Consider the following 20,736-nt stretch of genomic DNA (forward strand, 5'->3'; position numbering starts at 1 on the left):
TCCTGAACGGGTTATTCAGGCAACGGAAGTTTCACCTGACCCGCTCGTTATGAATACCCCGACTGATTCTTCGCTAGCCGCATTGGCCACCTACCTGGCCGCCCGGCGGGAGGCCATCCTGAACACCTGGCGAACAGCCTGTCAAAATGATCCGGCCTGCAACACCATCGCCAGTTTGAGCCGGGAAGAGTTCAACAACAAGGTTCCTTTTATTCTCAATGTTTTCGACCAGCGGCTGCGGCAACTCGCTCTGGACGCGGATATTAAGCTGCTGTCGGAGGAGCATGGCCTGCACCGCTGGCAAAAAGGCTACACGCTACAGGAACTGCTGAGTGAAATCCATCACCTCAATCAGGTTCTGCTGGATGAGTTTCGGCAATACTGGCAACACGATCCTACTCCGGAAATTGACCGGATTTCGCAATCCTACGAATACCTCTCCTGGTTCAAAACGCTCAGCATCAGTGGTAGTGTAGAGCAATATACAGACTTGCAGCGCCTGGACGCCAGCAACCGGGTTCGGCTGCTTCAGCAGGCGCTCGACGATCTGAATGAACTGACGCGCCAACGGGGTGATCTGCTGCGAACGGCCTCCCACGACCTGCGGGGCAGTTTTGGCATCATCGAGGGAGCCGCTTCGTACTTAAATCTGGTGGAAGCGGATGAACCGGAGCGGAAACAAATGCTCGAAATGCTGAATCGCAACCTGACGACGGTGCGGGAGATGGTCATCCAGTTGATGGATCTGGCCCGTCTGGAAGCCGGTCAGGAATCCCTCAGCATTCAGTCTTTCAACGCGGGTCAACTCCTGCATCAACTCATCGAGAGCTACCAGCCCCTGGCCGAAGAAGCGGACTTGATGCTGAAAGCCGATGGCCCCGCGGAGTTAATGGTCGAAAGTGATCCCTTCCAGTTACAGCGCATTGTACAAAATCTGGTTTTGAACGCGCTCAAACACACCCGATCCGGCTGGGTCTCGGTTTCCTGGGTTCGCGAAAGCGATTACCGCTGGCTGATCGGCATTCAGGATTCCGGGCCGGGCCTTCCCAACCAGGATGCCGGTTCCTACTCGCAGGCATTGGCTCCCATCCCCGAGTCCAGTGCCGCCTTTGGCGTGCCAATCCCGGAAGCCGACGCCCGGGCAATCGCCGTTACGCAGGCTCCCAAAGCCGCAAAAGGCGAAGGCATCGGCCTGTCGATTGTCAAACGATTGTGTGAGCTTCTGCGGGCCAGCCTGGAAATTGAGACCAAAGCGGGCGAAGGCACCCTGTTCCGCATTCGCCTGGGCCTTCACTGGAAAGCCCAGTAAAGGCCCGGGCGACGCGTATTCACTGAACGGTTTCTTTCAGCACCTGATAGCGGTTTCGTAACTCGTCTAATTTCTTGCGGAAAGCCGGGTCAGTCGCCAGATTCTTCGTTTCGTGCGGATCGGCTTTGATCGTATACAACTCCTCATACCCGTGCTCGATGAATTTCATGTACTTGAAATCCTGCGTGACCACGCCCTCCACTTTCGGCAACCGCGGACTGCCCATAAACGTGTGTTCATAAAAGAAATCGGTTCGGGCGGGCGCGTTCGACTTCATCAAGTCCGTTCCCTGCATGGTTTTCGGGACAGGAACCCCGGCGAACGACAGAATGGTGGGTGCAACGTCAATGTTGAGTGCAATCCGGGACGGTTTGGTTCCTCTCCGGTTGGCCGGTAAAGCCGGATTGTAAATGATAAGCGGCACCCGGATGGATTCTTCGTGGCCAAACCACTTGCCTTCCATGCCGTGTTCGCCCAGGTAAAAACCGTTGTCGCCCATGAAAACGATGATCGTGTTTTGATCCAGTTTCAGTTGCTTCAACTGCGCCCTCAGCTTGCCAACCACCTCATCGACGCCCGTGATCAGCCGGTAATAATCCCTGACGGTTTTCTGGTGCAGTTCGGGGGTGGAGAACAGCGGTTTCCAGCGTTCGCGGCCAATGTTTTGGTCAGTACGGAAAAAGTCGGGAAAGCTGGCCCAGTATTTTGGATCGGCGGTTTCCGGCACCGGCATTTTGACGTTTTCGTACAACGCCTTAAACCGTTCCTGCACCGGGTACGTCGGCGGGTTGCCATCCAGTTCGTGCGGGGCCTTGAAGCTCACCGACAGACAGAACGGCTCTTTTCCGGCAAAATCGTTCAGAAAGTTCTGCACGCCATGCGCCACGCTGTCAGTATGGTGAATCGTCTTCCCGCTCTGGTTGGTATATTCATACGGCGGCTGGCCTTTGCGGTTACAGGCCCAGAAATCGTACTGGCTCTCGGGCGGGTTATCGCCCACGCCATACTTGCCGACAAACCCGATTGTATACCCGGCTTTTTTGAGCAGCAGCGGATACGTATTGGCAACGGCTTCCGGCGAAAAATCCGTCACAAAATCATTGATCTTGTGACGTGATTCATACTGTCCGCTCAAAATACTGGCCCGGCTGACGCAGCAGATCGCCGTGGTGACGTAGGCGTTGGGAAACAGCACACCGCCCTTCGCCAGCGCATCCAGGTTCGGCGTCCGGATGATCGGATTGCCCATCGCCCCAAGCGCATCCCAGCGGTGGTCGTCCGTCAGCAGGAAAATGATGTTGGGTTTTTCGGGCGGACTTTCCATCTCCTTTCGGGACGGCCCAGCGATAAACGAAACACAGAGAACAGTCAGTGCTGCCATTCCAAGCATACCGACAATGATTGAAACCGTTTTATTCATCGAAATTTCAATTTAATTAGCTTTACCTGACTGGCCCCAACCCCAACGGGGTTGACTATGGATAACCCCGGATGCAATCCGGGGCCACCGGATCTGTCTGTCTGTCTCCTGATGCGGATAGTATCTTGCTCATCTGCCCCGGATTGCATCCGGGGTTATCGATTGTCAACCCCGTTGGGGTTGGAACCTGAGAAGACCAGGCAATACCCGGTTCTACTTGGGCCGAATTTCCGCATAATACGACGGCGGGCGCAAACTATCCTTATTATCATAGGTGTAGTTATACCGCTTCATATACTCGTCGGCCGGCAAAAATGTGTCGTTGGTTTCCTTCAGTTTTTGGTCCAGCACGGTGTTGAGTTGCTTTTGCAGCGCAGCGTATTCGGTTTTGTTGACCAGATTGTTTAACTGATACGGATCAGTCTGGTTGTCATACAACAGCCAGGGACCGGCCAGCCTCCGGGCGTAAGTATACCGCTCGGTACGGACGGCCCGGTATTCGCGCCCTCCGTTCTGGAAATTGTATTCGTGAAACGGAACCGGCAGCACCACCAGCGCGGCATCGACGGGGTAAACCGCCGGGTTCAGAATGCCCTTCGAAACGTCTTTTCCGTCAATGGTTGCCGGGATCTTCAACCCCGCCATACCCAGCAGCGTCGGCAAAATATCCGGCGTATTGATCGGTTTAGTAACCTCGATGCTTTTCTTCCCGAATCCATTCGGATACCGCACCAGCATCGGCACCCGGATGGATTCGTCCCAGGGGCGTTGTTTCCGCAAGACGCCCTGGGTCAGCAACATGTCGCCGTGGTCGGAGGTCCATACCAGAATCGTGTTGTCGGCAATGCCCTGCTCGTCCAGGGTTTTGAGCAGCTTGCCGAGCGCATCGTCCAGGGCGGTGCAATGGGCATAGTAGTCCGCGTAAATCCGCCGGGCGCTGTCCTGCATGGCTTTCGGCACATTGGGCCGGATTGTTAGCGTCTTCGGATCGTACATCGCCCGGTATTTTTCGGGAGCGGTGTGGTACGGATTGTGGGGCGGTCCCCAGGACAACACCAGCAGAAACGGCTTCTCTTTGGCTTGCTTGATAAACCCGATGGCACTGTCGGTCTGCGGAAACGCGTCGTAGCCCGGCCACTGGTGTTTCTGATCGTTCTCATCGAAATAAAACGAGTCGTTGTAATCGTGCGACACTTCCCGGACCTTCCAGTAATCGAAACCCTGCCGCCGGTCGCGGGTGATCGGCTTGTCGCGGGCACTATACGGGTGTTCGCCATTTTTATGTCCATTGATGTGCCATTTGCCGATGTAGCCGGTCTGGTAGCCGTTATCCTTGAAGATTTCGGCCATCGTCAGGGCTTCGTTCGGCAGCGGTTTGTCGTTGTAAAAAACGCCGTGTTTAAGCGGGTATTGTCCCGTCAGCAACGTCGCCCGGTAGGGTGTGCAGACGGGCATGGTGGCAATGGCGGTTTTGAAGTTGATGCTTTCCTTCGCCAGTTGGTCGGCGTAGGGCGTTTTCACATCCGGATTGCCCGCGTAGCCCACGGCATCGGCCCGCCACTGATCCGAAAAGATAAAAATCACATTGGGTTTTTCGGTTTTCACCGCGGTTTTTGGCCGGGTCGTGCAATAGAGCAGACTCACGCCAATCAGAAGGAAACCAAGGAGTTGCAGGGCTCTTTTCATTCTATTGTCAGGTTTTTGAAACGTTTAATACCCCGGATTCTGGTTAATTTTATTGACCAGCACCTGCTCTTCCGGAATCGGAGCGAGTAGTTTGGTGGGCGTCACTTCGTAGGCGGTATTGTAAAGAAACGATTTTTTCGCCTTCTCGCGCTGGCCGTGTGCCGTCATCACTTCCACCGCCTTGCCCGTCCGTTTCAAATCATACCAGCGCTGGTTTTCAAAACAGAACTCCACCTGGCGTTCTTTGGCAATCAGCGTTTCCAGAGCGGTTTTAGAGGAGCCCGCCAGCGACTGCGTCAACCCGGCCCGGTTGCGAACCTGCTGTACGTACGGAATCGCTTCGGCGGTGTTGCCCTGCTGATTCAACGCTTCGGCATACAGCAACAAAACATCCGAATACCGCAACACCGGCATGTTGTCGCTGCTCCGGTCGACGGGCGACGATAGCGGGGCCTTGTATTTGGCGCAATACGGAATGGGCCGCACGACGCCGTCCCAGTCCGCGCCATTCCAGAATTTGATCGACACATCCTTTCGTTTGTCCCCCGCTTCGAACGCATTGACCAGATCGTCAGTGGGTTGGTTCCAGCCTCCGCCGACCAGGCTGATGCCGGGACGCCCGGTGATGGCTCCCGCCGAGGTCCAGGGGGCAAACCAGAAGAGAAACCGGTTGGACAATGCCGCGCTGTTTTCGGAATACTGCACCGCAAAAATCGTCTCCTTGAAATCCTTGCTCGATGGATTGAAGACGTCCGCGTAATTGGGTAACAAACTGTATTTGCCCGATTCGATCACGGTTTTCAGGGCCGCTGCAGCCTCGGCATACTTGCGTTGCGTCAGGTAGACTTTTCCCAGCAACGCCAGAGCCGCCCCTTCGTTGGCGCGTCCGTTTTCCTTGACATCGGTGGCTCCGTTGAAATTCTCGACGGCGGCTTTCAGATCACTGATGATATTCTCGTACACCTGCTCTTCCGTCGACCGTTTGATGCCGACGGCTTCCCGCGATTCGATGGGTGTCAGCACCAGCGGAACGCCCCCGAATTGCCTCACCAGATTGAAATAATACAGGGCACGCAGAAACTGGGCTTCACCGGCGCAACGTTTTTTAAACGACTCTTTCGACCAGGTTACGCCCGTCCGGTCGATTTCGGCCAGCAGTTTGTTGCAACGCGTGATGCCGTTGTACGAAAAATTCCAGAAGTTGGCGTAGGCGACGTTGTTGGAGGCCAGAATGAACTGGTCGATAACGCCCTTCGACGCTTCGCCGGTCACGGTGCTATACTGAAAGCTGCCGTTGTCGGAAATGAGTTCGGCCATCACCCAGTGTTCCACTTTTTCGTACGTCTGCATCGGTACGTAACAGCCGTTGGCCAGCAGAATGTATTCGGTTTCCGATTTGTAAAAAGTCCCTTCGCTGAGGGCGGTTTCCGGATAAATCTCCAGAAAATCGTTGGAGCAGGCCGACAGAAAAAAAAGGCCCAGCACATACACTATCTTTTTCATACGATTGGTCTGGTGGTTAGAATGTCAGGTTGATGCCGATGGACGTCGTGCGGGAGAGCGGATACGACGACATGTCGAAGCCGGGTGCCAGCGTGTTGTTGACCGTCACCGACTGCCCTTCGGGATTGGCACCTTTGTATTTGGTGAACGTAGCCAGATTCTGACTGGTCAGGTAAAACCGGCAGTTGTTGACAAACCCGGTTTTCTTCATCCAGCTATCGGGCAGCGAATACCCCAGCGTCAGGTTGCCAATCCGGAGGTAGCTCGCGTCCTCGACCCACAGGCTCGAAACCCGGTGGCCCAGGCTGGGCGTCAGAATGGGAATGCCGTAGTGTTGGCCGTCGCCCGGCGTATCGGCGTTCCGCCAGCGGGCCGTCCACTCCTTGCTGACGTTGAAAAAGCCCTGGAGGTTATCGACGGTTTGCCGCAAACCGTTCATGACCTGCCCGCCATACTGCCCGCTCACGATGACGTTCAGATCGAAGCGGTTGTAGGAAAACCGGTTCGTAACGCCAAAGATGAACTTGGGGTGCGGACTCCCGATCATCGTATAATCCAGCAGGTCGGTAATCACACCATCGCCGTTCACGTCTTTGTATTTAACGTTGCCCTCATAGACCTGCGGGGTTTTGATGATCGCCGGATTGGCCACATCGGCGGCCGTATACAACCCGTCGAAAATATACCCGAAGAACTGACTGATGGGTTTGCCAACCACCGAAACGTGCGTGGGATTTCCGTCGTTGCTACCGGCCAGAATCCGGTCGCCGTTGTCGTTGAGCGAGAGCACTTTGTTGCGGTTAAAGGCCATATTCAGGTTGACATCCCAGTTGAAAGCGCCCGAAACCGGGGTGCCGCCCAGCGCAATTTCGATGCCGGTATTCCGGACATTTCCCTTGTTGACCGTCTGTGCGTTGTAGCCGGTGATGGCCGGAATCACGTCGTTGAGCAGCATGTTCGTGCTTTTCCGGTAGTAATAATCCAGCGAGAGCGACAGGCGGTTTTGCAGGAATTCAAAATCCGCGCCGACATCTACCTGATTCGAAACTTCCCAGCTCAGATAGGGATTGGATAAACCCACGCTGGAAGCCGTCACTTGCGCTGTTCCAAAGACGTAGGATTCGGCATTGATCGACGCCAGGTGGGAATAGTTACCGATGTTGTTGTTGCCGCTTCGCCCGTAGCTTGTCCGCAGTTTCAGGTCATTGATGATGCGATTGCCTTTCAGGAAATCCTCTTCCGAAACCCGCCACGCGACCGCAACCGACGGAAACAGGGCGTAGCGGTTCCGGCTCCCAAACCGCGACGAACCATCCGAGCGGAAGGTGGCCGTCAGCAAATACCGGTCTTTGAAGCCGTAGTTGATGCGGCCCAGATACGAAATCATGGCCCACTGATTGACGGTTTCGCCCCAGGCACTGATGGTCTGCGCGGCATTGATGGTCTGAATCAGATCGTTCGTATACGGATTGGCGGTGAGGTTAACGCCCGTAGACGTGCTTTTCTGGGTCGTATAGCCCAAAAGCGCATCGAAGCGGTGATTGCCAATCGTTTTATCGTACGTCAGCGTGTTCTCGATCAGCCAGTCGAACCGCTCACTGCGGCTGTTGTTCGACCGACCCGTGCCGACGATCGGGGGCGTGTTGGAAGCGCCGACCGTGGCGGGAATATACTGCTGGTATTTGGCCGTCGACCAGATGGTGTTCAGCGACGTTTTCGCCTTCAGACCCGGAATGATTTCCCACTCCACAAAAGCCGAACCGAGGTTCTGAAAATCCTTCTCGGTCTGGATGGTTTCCCGCAACGTAAACAGCGGATTGGCAAAACTCCAGGCCGAATGGTATTTGCTTTGGGGAGAAACCACATACGGAATCAGGTTGCCGTTCTGGTCATACGGCGACCGCAACGGATTGGCCCACAGACTAACGCCCAGAATGTCCTCCCGGCTGGAATTGGTGTTGGTTCGCTTCTGGGTAATAAACGTGGGCTGGAGAATCGCGCTGACCTTGACGCGTTTGCCGAGGTTGGATTCGATGCCCAGTTTGCTGCTGTACCGCTCCACGCCCGTGTGCTTCAGAACGCCGTCCTGTTTGAAATAGCCCATGCTGAAACTCAGCCGCGATTCTTTGGAGCCTTTCTGAATGCTGACGTTGTGGTCTTCGATGGCGGCTGGCCGAAGCAGCAAACCATACCAGTCGGTTCCCTTGCCGGTCAGGTTGTCGAGGTTGCGGTATTCCTGCGGATAGTCATCGATTGTTGCCGCCCGTCTTTCGCGTTGCCGAACCACAATACCGATTTTATCCCGCTGAAATTCCGCAAACTCGCGTTCGTTGAGCATTTCGGGGCGTCCTTTCTGCGGAACCTGCTGCACCCCGCGCATGGACGAAACACTGACTTCGGTCCGGTCGAATTTTCCTTTTTTGGTCGTAATTAGGATCACGCCATTGGCCCCGCGCGAACCGTAAATAGCGGTCGAAGATGCGTCTTTCAAAATACTGACGGATTCGATGTCGTTGGGGTTAATGAACAGCAACGGGTTCAATGTCTGGTTCATGCCCGCCGAATACGGCATTCCGTCCACCACATACAAAGGCTCGTTGCCCGCACCCAGCGAACCGCTGCCCCGGATTTTGATGGACGTTCCGCCCCCCGGCGCACCCGACGGCTGCTGAATCTGCACCCCGGCCACCTGCCCGATCATTTTCTGATCGATGGTCGAAACCGGCAGGCTGCGAATGGCTTTCTGATCCACCACCGCCACCGAACCCGTCAAATCCTGCGACCGTTGGGAACCATAGCCCACGACGACGACTTCCTGCAACGCCTTGGTGTCGGCTTCCAGCGTAATGGTAAAAGTCGTTTGCTGCCCCAGCGCAACTTCCTGACTCAGAAATCCGATTGACGAAACGACCAGACTCCCCCGAACTTCCGGCAGATTCAGGCTAAACTGGCCCTCGGCGTTGGTGGACGTGCCCAGGTTCGGATTTTCTTTGTAGAGTACGGTGGCCCCCGGAATGGCCTGGCCGTTCTGATCGATCACGCGACCGGTTACCGGCACCAGTGCAGCCGCTATTTTTTGACTGATCGGGGCGAAAATGCCGCTGCCACCCAGTTGTGAGGCTTCGCCGGAACGATCGTTTCCGTTGATCGGGCTGGAAGCCGGAGCCGGGTTTTGGGGTTTCTCCTTCTTCTCGGTCGACAGGGGCGCAATCAGGTAAAAACCGTCGTTCACTTTTTCGTAGCGCAGCGGTTGCCCTTCCAGTACTTTTTTCAACGCCTTTTCGGCACTCGAAAACCGGTCGGTTTTGAGTTCAACGGTGCGGTTATCCAGCAAATCCGACCGATAGGCAATGGAAATCTGAAACCGGTTTTCGATGTCTTTCAGCACCGAGGTCAGCAGACGCCGTTGTGTCTGACTGGCTGGTTTTTCCGGCAGTTGCCGGTTGGGATTCCACGCCAGCACCTGACCGCTGACCGGTTGCCGGATGAATAGCCCAATTACAACCAAACAAAATAGAGTTGTTCTATCCATAAAATAGAGTTTAGGAGTAGTGCGTCTTAGGTTCATACGATAAGGGTTAGGAATTAGAGCTTATGGAGGGTAACGGTGGTTCCGGAACGTTTGATAGTCAGCGAGAAAAGCCTTTCGATCTGGATGAGCACATCGTCGGCGTCGGTGAGCGGCATCGATCCCGACGCCCGGAGCCTTAGCAGGTCTTCCTGTTGCACCTGGACGGTCAGACCGTAATTATCCTGCAGGATTTCGATCAGATCGGCCAGGGTGGTTTGATCCAGCACCAGCCGTTTTTCTTTCCAGGCTGAATACGGTTCCGGCCGGATGGTTCGCCACTGCTGGGTGCCGTCGGCTTTTACTTCAAAAAACTGCCCTGGTTTCATCGTAATGCCCTGATCCGGAGCCTTGTCGGGCTGGCTGAGCTTCACACTCCCCGACTCCAGCACCACCTTGACGGCTTTGGGGCGGGTAAAAACGTTAAACTCCGTTCCCAGCACCTGCACATCGAGCTGGCGGGCGTGGACGACAAATTTCTGGTGGTTTTGCTGGTGGGTTACGGAGAAAAAGGCCTCTCCTTCCAGCCAGACTTCGCGCGCGGCCTCCGGTTTCCAGTTTCGGGCGAGTCGCAGGCTGGAGTTGGCGTTGAGCGTCACCCGGCTTCCGTCGGGTAACGTAAGCTGCCGGGTTTCGCCGTAGGCCGTCTGGTAGGTTTCGGGCGTGTTCTGATACAGCCACCAGGCCAGGCCAGACAGCAGGATTACAGCCACGGAAGCCGCCACCGAAAGCCACGAGCGCGACCACAGCGGGCGGACAACCGGCTCAGGCAGACGGTTTTGTAAAGACTGCCACGAGCGGTCGAGTTGTTCGGCAGGCACGGCGGGCGATTGCTGGCTATACAGAATGAGAATCCGGGCGTGGGCAATGGCTTCCCGCTGGGCCGGATTGGCAGCGATGTACTGCTGCCAGAACCGGTCTTCCGAGGGCGATGGATTCAACACCCAACGCCGGAAGGCGGTATCAAAAATCCAGTCGTCGGGAGAAAATAATTCGTATTCCGTTGCCAAAGCTTTCCTGCTTTTTTGGAATACAGTCCGGTCCGGGCAAAAAGTACCCTACCGTTTAGAAGATTTTTTGAAAAAATACGGCAAAATCGGAATCAGGCTTCCATATAAAATTTGCGTAATGCGAATGGCCGGGCCAATGCGCTGACGCAGCGCCTGCAACCCCTTCTGAATGAAGTTCTTGGCCGACTGGTGGTTTACGCCCATCACCTGCGCAATCTGCTCGAAAGACAGACCGGAATAAAATTTGAGAACGATGGCTTCGCGCTGACGTTCGGGAAGCTGCTCCAGAGCCTGATTGAGTTGCTGAATCTGCTGATCCGATAATTGCCGGATGATAAGGGCATCTTCCACCGACAGTTCGACCTGCGACCCGGCGGTTTCCGGCAAAGGGTAAGCATCCCGCAGTCGGTTCAGCAGGGTCAACTGGCGGAATAGCATGTTTCGTAATGAAGCCAGCAGATAAAAAGCGACCCCGTCGGGCATGGGTTTCAGGTTGTTGCCATACCGGTGCAGGTTCAGAAACAAATCCTGAATGCAATCCTCGACCAGTTTATCATCGTGGGTGAACGTCCGTCCATACCGAAACAAAACCGCATAGAACCGCCGGTATAACAGTTCGAAGGCTTCCGGACTGCCCGTACGAAACAATTCCCAGAGTTCAGCGTCGGTATGTTGCATCGTCAATCGATTGACCTTCTTTTAATGCAATTTGAAAGATAAATGTGAATAAAAAAAGCGGTTTGACAACTCTCCTTTCAAACTATTAATTCTATATAATAAATAGATTTATTCTGCAAAAACAGAGCCAGTGTGGTGACGCTGGCTTCTGGCTGTAAACTTGGGATAAATCGCTGAATTTGCAAATACTTCGACGAAGAGAATGGAAAAATACTGGATATGCGCACGCCATAAGCCGGATTATCCGATTCAAAAACCATTGGAGTTGCCCCCTACTTCTCTCACCTGATCCAACACGGTACCGGTTTTTTATTTCCGGTCAGTAGGAAACGGCCTTTCGGCTCTTTATGTGCTGCGGGTTCTGTACAGATTACGACGTGTTTTGTGCACAGTGCCTGAACAAACCAGTTCCATTTTACCATCTCTATTAACGACCGCCCGGACGACCCGTCCGGGCTTTTTTCGTTAGGACTTCCGCTTTTACCCCTAAATCCCCTGAAGGACGGTCGGCCGCTGCCGGACTTTTAGCATCCGGAGGGTTCGCGTCCCAGTCCCCTTCAGGGGATTTAGGGGTAAAAGCGAAAGGATAAAGAATTATCAGACATAAGTCCTGTTTATTTTAAACCGTAATTTTGGAACAGCAATTAAATCAGATAGTCGATTTCCAGGAACTCTGTAACGTTGTTCAGCCAAAACTGCTCCACAAAGTGGACGTGATCGGGGTGGTTGTTGTACGCGTCGTACTGTTCCTGGCTGGCAAATTCCATCGACAGTCCAAAGTCGTACGGATTTTTCGGGCTGATTTGTTTCAGACACTCAAACTGTTGCACGCCCGGAATCGCGACCAGTTTCCGGGCTTCGTTCAAAAAATTCTGTTCCTCCTGCGAACCAGCCGGATGTTTGAGTTTGAAGACAACGGTATGACGGATCATCGAACGGTTTTGGTTAGTATCGCTTCGCTAACGATTGGTGTTATTTTGGTCGCATAGCGACCGAATGTTTGTAGCTTAAAATGGCCTTATGATGTCCATTGGTCGCGTAGCGATCAAACAACTGCTCATGTTTTGTTCGGTCGCTACGCGACCAGCGGGCGATTTAACCCGTCGTTTTTCTACAAACATTCGGTCGCTACGCGACCAGGGACGATTTGGCCCGTCGTTTTCTACAAACATTCGGTCGCCACGCGACCAGGGACGATTTGAGCGTCGTTTTTCTCCTGAGTTTGAAGACAACAGTATGACGGATCATGCGCAATGGGGTTCATTCATGAACCGATCAAGGTTTAGAAACGGTTTGAGTATTTTTTTGGTCGCATAGCGACTGAATGTTTGTAGCTTAAAATGGCCTTATGATGTCCATTGGTCGCGTAGCGATCAAACAACTGCTCATGTTTTGTTCGGTCGCTACGCGACCAGCGCGGGATTGAACCCGTCGTTTTTCTACAAACATTCGGTCGCGACGCGACCTGGGGGCGATTTGGCCCGTCGTTTTCTACAAACATTCGGTCGCTATGCGACCAGAGTGGCAAGAAGTTGCTGTTTTCAACCCCAGCTTGCTTTCTGAATGTTGTCGATGCTGATTTTGATGCTTTCCAACGGCGGGCGTTTGCAGATGTCTTGTTCTACAAAGTAATGCTTCAAACCGGCTTCTTCGGCTTTTTCAAAAATGGCCGCAAAGTCAATGGAACCGGTGCCTACTTCCGCAAATTCCTGCTCCGGCGTTTTTGCCATGTCTTTGACGTGCCAGAGCGGAAAACGACCGGGATATTTGGCAAAATAATCAGCGGGTTTCTGACCGGTTTTCGAAATCCAGTACAAATCCATTTCCATCTGCACCGTCGTGTTTTTCAGAATCAGTTCATACGGCATCTGATCGTCCACGCGCTCCGTAAACTCAAAATCGTGGTTGTGGTAGCCCAGCGTCAGCCCGGCTTTTTTGGCCGTTTCCTGCCCTGCCGACAGCAGATCGACCAGTTGTTTGTAATCATCCGGTTTGCGCTCGTCGGGTGCCAGATACGCAATGATGATGTATTCCTGACCAACGGCTTTGGCATCGTCCACCACCTGCTGCCAGTTTTTAGTCAGGCCATCCATCGGGCCCATTTGGGTTGAACGCGCCGTCAGGGTGTGGCCACTCGGAGCCAACAATCCGTTGTCTTTCAGTATTTTAAGATACTCAGCCGGGGTTTTCCCGAAGAACTTTCCACCGCCATAGCCAAAGTTTTCCACTTCTTTATACCCCAGTTTGGCCACCTCCGCCAGTACGGTTTCGATCCCCTGTTTCTGAATGTCGTCCCGGAGCGTATACAATTGCAGGCCGACGGATTTGGTTTTTGCCGAACAGGCATTCAGACCAAGCACCGAGAGCGCACCGAGTCCTAAGGAGGTTCCAAGAAAATTTCTGCGATTCATGTTGATTCCGGTAAAATAGACGATTGAGTGAAGTAGCTAGCGTAATCTTAATGTGTATTTTCAACACAATGATACCGCGTTTTGGCTTTGTGTCTATCTCACACCCTATAAATAATTTAATTTTTTCAGTCTGGAGTCCAGATTGATAGGAACGCGGATTGAACGGATGGAACGGATTTGCACGGATAAAATCCGTTTTGATCTGTTTCATCCGTTCAATCCGCGTTCCTATACCCTTTGTGATTACGCTAAAACCGACTTGACCACCTTCCCGGCCACATCCGTCAGCCGGAAGGGACGCCCTTGAAACTGGTACGTCAGCTTGGAATGGTCGAAGCCGAGCAGGTGTAGAATCGTGGCCTGCAGGTCATGAACGTGGACTTTATCTTTTACGGCATAATAGCCAATCGGGTCGGTTTCGCCGTAGCTGAAACCGCGTTTGACCCCACCCCCTGCCATCCAGACGGTGAACGCATCGAGGTGGTGGTCGCGGCCCATGAACGGCAACGTCTGGCCGTCGCGGTTTTCCTGCATGGGTGTGCGGCCAAACTCACCGCCCCAGACCACCAGCGTTTCGTCGAGCAAACCGCGTTGTTTCAGGTCGTTCAGCAAGGCCGTCACTGCCTGATCCGAGGTCGTGCATTTGTCCCGCAAACCGGTTTCAATCGAACCGTCTTTGCTGGTTCCGTGCGTGTCCCAACCCCAGTCGAAAAGCTGGACAAACCGTACTCCGCGCTCAATTAATCGTCTTGATAACAGACAGTTCCGGGCAAACGAACCTTTGTTCGGGTCAACACCGTAGGCGTTCAGAATGTACTCGGGTTCGCTCTTGATGTCCATCGCATCCGGCACCGACATCTGCATCTTGAACGCCATTTCGTACTGCGAAATCCGGGTCAGAATTTCCGGATCTTTCACGTCGTCGTACTGCTGCTGGTTGATGTCGTTGATCGCTTCGATGGTTTGCTTCCGAATGTCGCGGTTCATGCCCTTCGGATCGGAGACGTACAAAACCGGGTCGCCGTCGGTGCGGCACTGCACGCCCTGGTACACCGTCGGCAGAAACCCGCTGCCCCAGACCGACTTGCCCGCATCCGGCTGTTTTCCGCCCGACGCCAGCACGATGAATCCCGGCAAATTATCATTCTCCGACCCCAAGCCGTAGGTCACCCACGAGCCAATGCTGGGCCGCCCCAGCCGGGCCGCACCGGTGTGCATCAGCAACTGCGCCGGGGCATGGTTGAACTGGTCGGTGTGCATGGATTTGATGAACGTGATTTCGTCGGCCACGGTTTGCAAATGCGGCAGATAATCGGAAATCCACGCGCCCGACTGCCCGTGTTGCGCAAACTTGCCCTGCGGCCCGAGCATCTTGGGAACACCCCGGATAAAGGCGAATTTCTTGCCCTCCAGCAATTCCTGCGGACAGTCTTTGCCGTGGTATTTGACCAGTTCCGGTTTGTAGTCGAATAACTCCAGTTGCGAGGGCGACCCGGCCATGTGGATGTAAATCACCCGCTTGGCTTTTGGCGAAAACTGCGACGGGCGTGGCGTCATCGGTTCAGCCGAAGCCGTTGGCGCGTTAAGTGCCGTTTTGTCTTCCTTGCCACCGAAAAAACCGCAACTGGTCAGGGTCGAACCCAGGGCCATCGCGCCCAGACCGGTGGTGCAGGTGTGCAGAAAATGCCGCCGGGTTTCGCGTTGCAAAGCCGCTTCCTGAAGTTCTTTGAGGAGTTTGTTCATCGGGTTTATTCTTTCGTAATCACTTCATCCAGGTTCAGCATCGTATTGGCCGTCACGGTCAGGGCCGCCAGTTGGGGCGTCGCATCTTCGCAGGACAAAAGTTGGTGGGCATCTTCCGGATGCTGGCGATAATAGGTTTCGGTATTGCGGTACAATTTCGTCAAAACCGCCAGTTTCTTCGGCGTCAGATCTCGCAGCATCACCAGCCGAAAACCGGCCTGAATCTGCTGTTCGGGCGTTTTTCCGCGCAAGGTCATCGTCTCGGCCAATCGCTGGGCGGCCTCCACATACACCGGGTCGTTGAGGGTTACGAGGGCCTGCAAAGGCGTGTTGGTCCGCAACCGCCGAAGCTGGCAAAATTCCCGGCTGGGACTGTCGAACGTGATCATCGACGGATACGGGGCCGTTCGTTTCCAATAGGTATAAAGTGCCCGGCGATAGCGGTCTTCGCCTTCGCTCAGCTTCCAGGATTCGCCACTGTAGGGCGATTGCCAGATGCCATCCGGCTGGGGCGGCATCACGCTGGGGCCGTATAACTTATTGCTCAACAGGCCGGTAACCGCCAGCGCCTGATCGCGAACCTGCTCGGCGGCCAGCCGGACGCGGGGACCACGTGCCAGTAATTTGTTGTAGGGATCTTTGGCCAGCAACGCGGGCGCGACTTCGGAATGTTGGCGATACGTCGCCGAAACCACGATTTTCTTCAGTAATTTCTTGACACTCCAGTCTTCGGTTTCCATGAAATCGACGGCCAGCCAATCCAGCAATTCGCGGTGTGTCGGCTGGATGCCCTGCGTTCCGACATCCTCGACGGTTTCGACAATTCCGGTTCCGAACAACTGCTCCCAAAACCGGTTGACGGCCACCCGCGCCGTCAGCGGATGTTCGCGGCTCACCATCCATTTGGCCAGACCCAGACGGTTTTTGGGCAACTCCTTCGCCATTGGCGGCAGTGATTTCGGCACGTCGGGCTTCACTTCCCTGCCTTTCACCAGCCAGTTTCCCCGCTCAAAAATGTGGGTTTTCCGGGCCAGATCACCAGTTCCGTCCTGCATGATGGGCGTCGATTCGGGCCGGGTATTCAGAATTTCCGCCAGTTTCAGATCCATTTCGCCCAGTTCGTTCGCGGGTTGATCGGGCAGCGCGGGCTGAAACGATACCCATCTGATCTGGACCCAATCTTTCGGCGTTTCCGGGCTGCTCAGCGTCAGATAAAGATCATGGCGACCCGAAACCGTCGGCAACGCAAAAATCATGGTCGTATCCCGGCCACTGGGCGTCGGAGTCGTCAGCAAAACCGGGCCGGTCGGGCTGTCCTGGTGCAGGGTCAGAACGGCGTTTTTGGCCTTTGTTCCCCATTGCATAATCAGGCGGTTTTTGCCCGTCAGGTCGATGTTTTTGATCCGCCCCGAACCGCCATCCTGCACCCCGAAAAATTTGGCATCAATCAGCGACGCATTGACGTACTGATCAAAATCGTGCGAGTTGATTTTGGGTTCGGTAATCCGGACGAATTTCATTACGTCCTGCGCCTGCCGGGGCTGCTTCACATGCCCTTTCAGCCAGCTATTCAAGGCCTGAACTTTCAGTGAATCTTCCTTTTTGTAAAACCGCAGGGTCGGCGTTTCGGTCGTCACGTCCTCGTCGCGGGCGTTGTTGAAAAACGCCAGGTACTTGTAATATTCTTCGTGGACAAATGGATCGTAGGGGTGGGTGTGGCACTGCACACAGCCGAACGTGGTTCCCTGCCAGACGTCCCAGGTCGTATTGACGCGGTCCATCACGGCGGCCACCCGGAACTCTTCATCCTGCGTTCCGCCTTCGTCGTTGGTCATCGTGTTGCGGTGAAAACCGGTCGCAACCAGTTGATCATCTGTCGGGTTTGGCAACAAATCACCGGCCAGTTGTTCGACGGTAAACTGATCGAACGGTTTGTCCTGATTGAAGGCTTTGATGAGCCAGTCGCGGTAACGCCAGATGGTCCGTCCCGGATCGCGTTCATAGCCTTTCGTATCGGCATAACGGGCCAGATCGAGCCACATGCCCGTCCAGCGTTCGCCGTAGGCCGGAGAAGCCAGCAGCCGGTCCACCACTTTTTCGTAAGCATTCGGGGAAGGATCGGCGACAAAATCAGCCACTTCTTTTTCCGTTGGCGGCAAACCGGTCAGGTCGAGCGACACCCGGCGAATCAGCGTGGCTTTGTCGGCTTCGGGCGACGGTTTTAGCCCTTCCGGTTTCAGTTTTTCCAGCACAAAATGGTCGATTTCATTTTTCGCCCAGCTAAGTTCGTCGTTTTCAACGATGCCGAGTCGTGACCAGAACGTGCCGATTTTGGGAACGTCCGGTTTTTCCACGGTTTGATACGCCCAGTGATCTCCCCACTCGGCACCCTGATCGATCCATTTCCGCAGCAGTTCGATTTCTTCCGGTTTCAGCGGGGGCGCTTCCAGCGGCATCCGTTCGTCGTGGTCGGTGAGCGTCAACCGGCGGATCAACTCGCTGGCATCGGCGTCGCCCGGCACAATGGCCAGTTTCCCGGATTTGGCCGGTGCGAGGGCTTCGTGTTTGAAGAGCAGGCTATAGTTCGACGCCTTCTTGACGCCCCCGTGGCAGGCAATGCAGTTTTTATTGAGGAGCGGTTTGATCTGGGTATTAAAATCCACCTTATCCTCGAAGATTCCGAGGAACGAAGAAAGCGTAAGCGCAACCACCACGGCCAACCCGCCAACCACCAGGAGTTGAGGTTTCATAAGTAAAGGTTCAGGTTTCTGGGTTTCGACTCCTTATAAAGAGTCGAAAAAGGTAAAGTACTGAAATCTACTACAAAAATTAGAAAATTTCCGCACTTTTCCACGATCAGTAGCCAGAACGATTACTCGCTTCGTAAACTTTCCACCGGGTTGGTCAGGGCCGCTTTCACACTTTGGAAACACACCGTCAGGAAGGCAATGGCGATGGCCAGCAATCCTGCCAGCGCAAATACCCACCACGCAGGCTCAAGCTTGTATTCAAAGCTCTGGAGCCACTGCGTCATGGCGTACCAGGCAATGGGTGAAGCAATAACGATGGCGATGAATACCAGTTTCAAAAAGTCTTTCGACAGCAAGGCAACAATACTCGCAACCGATGCGCCGAGCACTTTGCGAACGCCAATTTCTTTGGTGCGTTGCTCGGCCGCAAAGGCGGTCAGACCAAACAGCCCCAGACAGGCAATAATAACGGCCAGAATAGTGAACGTCAGCAGGATTTCCCCCTGTTTCTGTTCCGCTTTGTACTGCTGTGAAAAGTTTTCATCGAGGAAATGGAAATCGAGCGTATTGGCCGGATCGAAGGTTTGGTAGACCGACCGGATGTAGGCCAGTGCCTCTCCAACTTTCGCAGGTTGAATCCGAACATAGACATTGTCTTTCTCAAAAGGAGCGGGCATCTGCAGCACCAACGGCTCGATTTTGTGTTGCAGCGAGTACGTGTGAAAGTCCTTGACCACTCCCACGACGCGGGCTTCGGCCGTGTTCTTGTCATTGTCGATGTAGTATTTCAACCGCTTCCCGACCGGATTTTTCCAGCCGAGTTGTTTCACCAGCGTTTCATTGACCAAAACCGCACCCGTCAAATCGCTTTTGAACGATTCGGAGAAGTTGCGTCCGTTCAGTAACTTGATTTCCATCGTTTTCAGGAAATCCGAATCGACGGAAAACTTCTGAACCATTTGGGTGCTGGCCGAAAGGACCCCGTTTTGTTCAAAGAACATGCCGTTGCCGCCAATGTTGTTGTTGCCAATCGGATTGCTGGCGGCTGACGCGTTCTCGATCAACGGGTTACGCATCAGGGCTTCTTTCAGGGCTTCAATGCGCTGACGGGTTTCCTGGCTGCTGATGTGGAACGTCAATACCTGTTCTTTATTGAAACCCAAATCTTTGTGCATCACAAATCCCATCTGTCGATAGACAATCCCGGAGCAGGCAATCAGCGCAATGGTGGCCACAAACTGGAAAACCACCAGCGATTTCTTGAAAACGATGCTGCCCGCCTGGTTGCCAAGTTGACCTCGCAAAGCCGCCACCGGTCGAAAACCGGACAACATCAGCGCAGGATATAAACCGCTCAACGCGCCAATCACCAGCGACAAGGCGGCTACAATCAGGAAAGTGTTTGGTAAGCTGTCAATGACCAATGCCTTGTCGGACAGTTGGTTGAAGTAAGGGAGGGCCAGTGTGACCAGCGCCGTACTGACCAAACCCGCCATGAAAGTCATGAGCATGGACTCGGCCAGAAATTGCCCGATTAGTTGCGCCCGATGCGAGCCAATCGCTTTCCGCACGCCGACTTCGCGGGTTCGTTTCAGGGCGCGGGCCGTGTACAAATTCACGTAATTGATGCAGGCAATCAGCAGAATCAGCCCTGCCACTATCGAGAAAATGGAGACCGTGCGGGCGGTGCCGTTCGGACTGATTTCGTAGTCGAGTTGCGAGTGAAGGTGAATGGAGGTCAGGGGCTGGAATTCAATGCGGTAAGTCAGATCACCCATTTCTTTTTTCAGGTATTTCTGGAAGAAACCCGGCATTTTAGCTTCCAGCTTTTTGTAGTCGCTTCCTTCGGTCAGCAATAGATACGTATACAGTTCAAAAGCCTGCCAGCCGTTGGTATAATTGGGTGGTAATGAGCGCAAAGCTCTGAAACGCAAATGCGAATTGGCCGGAATATCGTCAATAACACCGGTAACCGTATTGGGGAAATTATTACTGAACAGAACGACTTTTCCGATCGCTTTTCGGGCGTCTCCGAACAGGTTTTCGGCCACGGTTTTCGTCAGAACGATGCTCTGCGGTTTGGTCAGTGCCGACGCCGGATCGCCGAACAGAAACGGAAAGGTAAACACCTCAAATACCGACTGATCCGTGAAAATAATGTCGCCTACGTCAATTTTTTTGTCGTTGTACGTCATCTGTCCACCGCCTTCCATACTGATCCGGACGGCATTTTCAACCTCCGGATAGTCGTTTTTCAGAGCAGGGCCAAATGGCGCGGAGGTAGGAGCGAGCTTCAGATTTCCACCCGGCCACTGGGCATAATGAACTACCCGAACAATCCGATCCGCCTTGGTATGAAACCGGTCGAAACTCAACTCATCGGCAACATAAAGTACCATGAGCCACACCGCAGCCATGCCGATTCCAAGACCGACTACGTTCAGACCGCTGAAGAGCTTGTTTTTCCAGAATGTCCGAAGCGTGATTTTTATGTAATTGTATAGCATAGCCGATGCGGTATTGACGTTTAAAAAACCGGAAACCGATCACCTGGAATGAAAACGAAGCCAGGCTGTTCAGGTCAGGCCCAAAAGCCGTACCAAAGAACTAACACCCTTGTTTCCAGCAAAATAAAGACCATTCGGTTCGTACATTGTC

At 54.0% G+C, this 20,736-nt stretch carries 12 protein-coding genes; 1 reads left to right on the forward strand and 11 read right to left on the reverse strand.

Features of this window, described 5'->3' with window-relative positions; translation table 11 throughout:
* The first annotated feature begins 49 nt into the window (after positions 1-49).
* Positions 50-1,309, forward strand: coding sequence for an ATP-binding protein (locus DUE52_RS20815; protein WP_114407982.1), 1,260 nt, complete (start codon positions 50-52; stop codon positions 1,307-1,309).
* 19 nt (positions 1,310-1,328) lie between these two features.
* Here the strand turns inward: DUE52_RS20815 and DUE52_RS20820 are convergent, their stop codons facing one another.
* The 11 genes from DUE52_RS20820 to DUE52_RS20870 form a co-directional block, all read right to left on the reverse strand.
* On the reverse strand, positions 1,329-2,729 hold the full coding sequence (locus DUE52_RS20820; protein ID WP_114407983.1) for a sulfatase family protein: 1,401 nt from the start codon (positions 2,727-2,729) through the stop codon (positions 1,329-1,331).
* Between the two features lie 213 nt (positions 2,730-2,942).
* The gene (locus DUE52_RS20825) at positions 2,943-4,415 is read right to left on the reverse strand and encodes a sulfatase family protein (protein ID WP_114407984.1); all 1,473 of its coding nucleotides are present in this window, start codon (positions 4,413-4,415) and stop codon (positions 2,943-2,945) included.
* A gap of 24 nt (positions 4,416-4,439) precedes the next feature.
* On the reverse strand, positions 4,440-5,918 hold the full coding sequence (locus DUE52_RS20830) for a RagB/SusD family nutrient uptake outer membrane protein (RefSeq protein WP_114407985.1): 1,479 nt from the start codon (positions 5,916-5,918) through the stop codon (positions 4,440-4,442).
* A 16-nt stretch (positions 5,919-5,934) separates the two neighbouring features.
* Positions 5,935-9,450: a SusC/RagA family TonB-linked outer membrane protein gene (locus tag DUE52_RS20835; protein WP_114407986.1), complete on the reverse strand. Its 3,516-nt coding sequence runs from the start codon at positions 9,448-9,450 to the stop codon at positions 5,935-5,937.
* Between the two features lie 53 nt (positions 9,451-9,503).
* On the reverse strand, positions 9,504-10,496 hold the full coding sequence (locus tag DUE52_RS20840) for a FecR family protein (protein ID WP_114407987.1): 993 nt from the start codon (positions 10,494-10,496) through the stop codon (positions 9,504-9,506).
* Between the two features lie 48 nt (positions 10,497-10,544).
* The gene (locus DUE52_RS20845; RefSeq protein ID WP_114407988.1) at positions 10,545-11,174 is read right to left on the reverse strand and encodes an RNA polymerase sigma factor; all 630 of its coding nucleotides are present in this window, start codon (positions 11,172-11,174) and stop codon (positions 10,545-10,547) included.
* Positions 11,175-11,818: 644 nt separating this feature from the next.
* Positions 11,819-12,106, reverse strand: a complete 288-nt coding sequence (locus tag DUE52_RS20850) for a Dabb family protein (protein ID WP_114407989.1) — start codon at positions 12,104-12,106, stop codon at positions 11,819-11,821.
* A gap of 609 nt (positions 12,107-12,715) precedes the next feature.
* On the reverse strand, positions 12,716-13,585 hold the full coding sequence (locus DUE52_RS20855; RefSeq protein WP_114407990.1) for a sugar phosphate isomerase/epimerase family protein: 870 nt from the start codon (positions 13,583-13,585) through the stop codon (positions 12,716-12,718).
* A 243-nt stretch (positions 13,586-13,828) separates the two neighbouring features.
* Positions 13,829-15,328: a DUF1501 domain-containing protein gene (locus DUE52_RS20860; protein WP_114407991.1), complete on the reverse strand. Its 1,500-nt coding sequence runs from the start codon at positions 15,326-15,328 to the stop codon at positions 13,829-13,831.
* Between the two features lie 5 nt (positions 15,329-15,333).
* The gene (locus DUE52_RS20865; protein WP_114407992.1) at positions 15,334-18,078 is read right to left on the reverse strand and encodes a DUF1553 domain-containing protein; all 2,745 of its coding nucleotides are present in this window, start codon (positions 18,076-18,078) and stop codon (positions 15,334-15,336) included.
* Positions 18,079-18,200: 122 nt separating this feature from the next.
* Positions 18,201-20,585: an ABC transporter permease gene (locus DUE52_RS20870; RefSeq protein WP_114407993.1), complete on the reverse strand. Its 2,385-nt coding sequence runs from the start codon at positions 20,583-20,585 to the stop codon at positions 18,201-18,203.
* Positions 20,586-20,736: the final 151 nt, after the last annotated feature.

Source organism: Larkinella punicea (assembly GCF_003334855.1).
Lineage (GTDB): Bacteria > Bacteroidota > Bacteroidia > Cytophagales > Spirosomataceae > Larkinella > Larkinella punicea.

Bases quoted from the DNA above. Each gene is read 5' to 3' on its own strand.
- DUE52_RS20860 (WP_114407991.1), bottom strand. From the start codon at position 15,328: ATGAACAAACTCCTCAAAGAACTTCAGGAAGCGGCTTTGCAACGCGAA.
- DUE52_RS20870 (WP_114407993.1), bottom strand. From the start codon at position 20,585: ATGCTATACAATTACATAAAAATCACGCTTCGGACATTCTGGAAAAAC.
- DUE52_RS20835 (WP_114407986.1), bottom strand. From the start codon at position 9,450: ATGGATAGAACAACTCTATTTTGTTTGGTTGTAATTGGGCTATTCATC.
- DUE52_RS20825 (WP_114407984.1), bottom strand. From the start codon at position 4,415: ATGAAAAGAGCCCTGCAACTCCTTGGTTTCCTTCTGATTGGCGTGAGT.
- DUE52_RS20865 (WP_114407992.1), bottom strand. From the start codon at position 18,078: ATGAAACCTCAACTCCTGGTGGTTGGCGGGTTGGCCGTGGTGGTTGCG.
- DUE52_RS20850 (WP_114407989.1), bottom strand. From the start codon at position 12,106: ATGATCCGTCATACCGTTGTCTTCAAACTCAAACATCCGGCTGGTTCG.
- DUE52_RS20815 (WP_114407982.1), top strand. From the start codon at position 50: ATGAATACCCCGACTGATTCTTCGCTAGCCGCATTGGCCACCTACCTG.
- DUE52_RS20855 (WP_114407990.1), bottom strand. From the start codon at position 13,585: ATGAATCGCAGAAATTTTCTTGGAACCTCCTTAGGACTCGGTGCGCTC.
- DUE52_RS20820 (WP_114407983.1), bottom strand. From the start codon at position 2,729: ATGAATAAAACGGTTTCAATCATTGTCGGTATGCTTGGAATGGCAGCA.
- DUE52_RS20830 (WP_114407985.1), bottom strand. From the start codon at position 5,918: ATGAAAAAGATAGTGTATGTGCTGGGCCTTTTTTTTCTGTCGGCCTGC.
- DUE52_RS20845 (WP_114407988.1), bottom strand. From the start codon at position 11,174: ATGCAACATACCGACGCTGAACTCTGGGAATTGTTTCGTACGGGCAGT.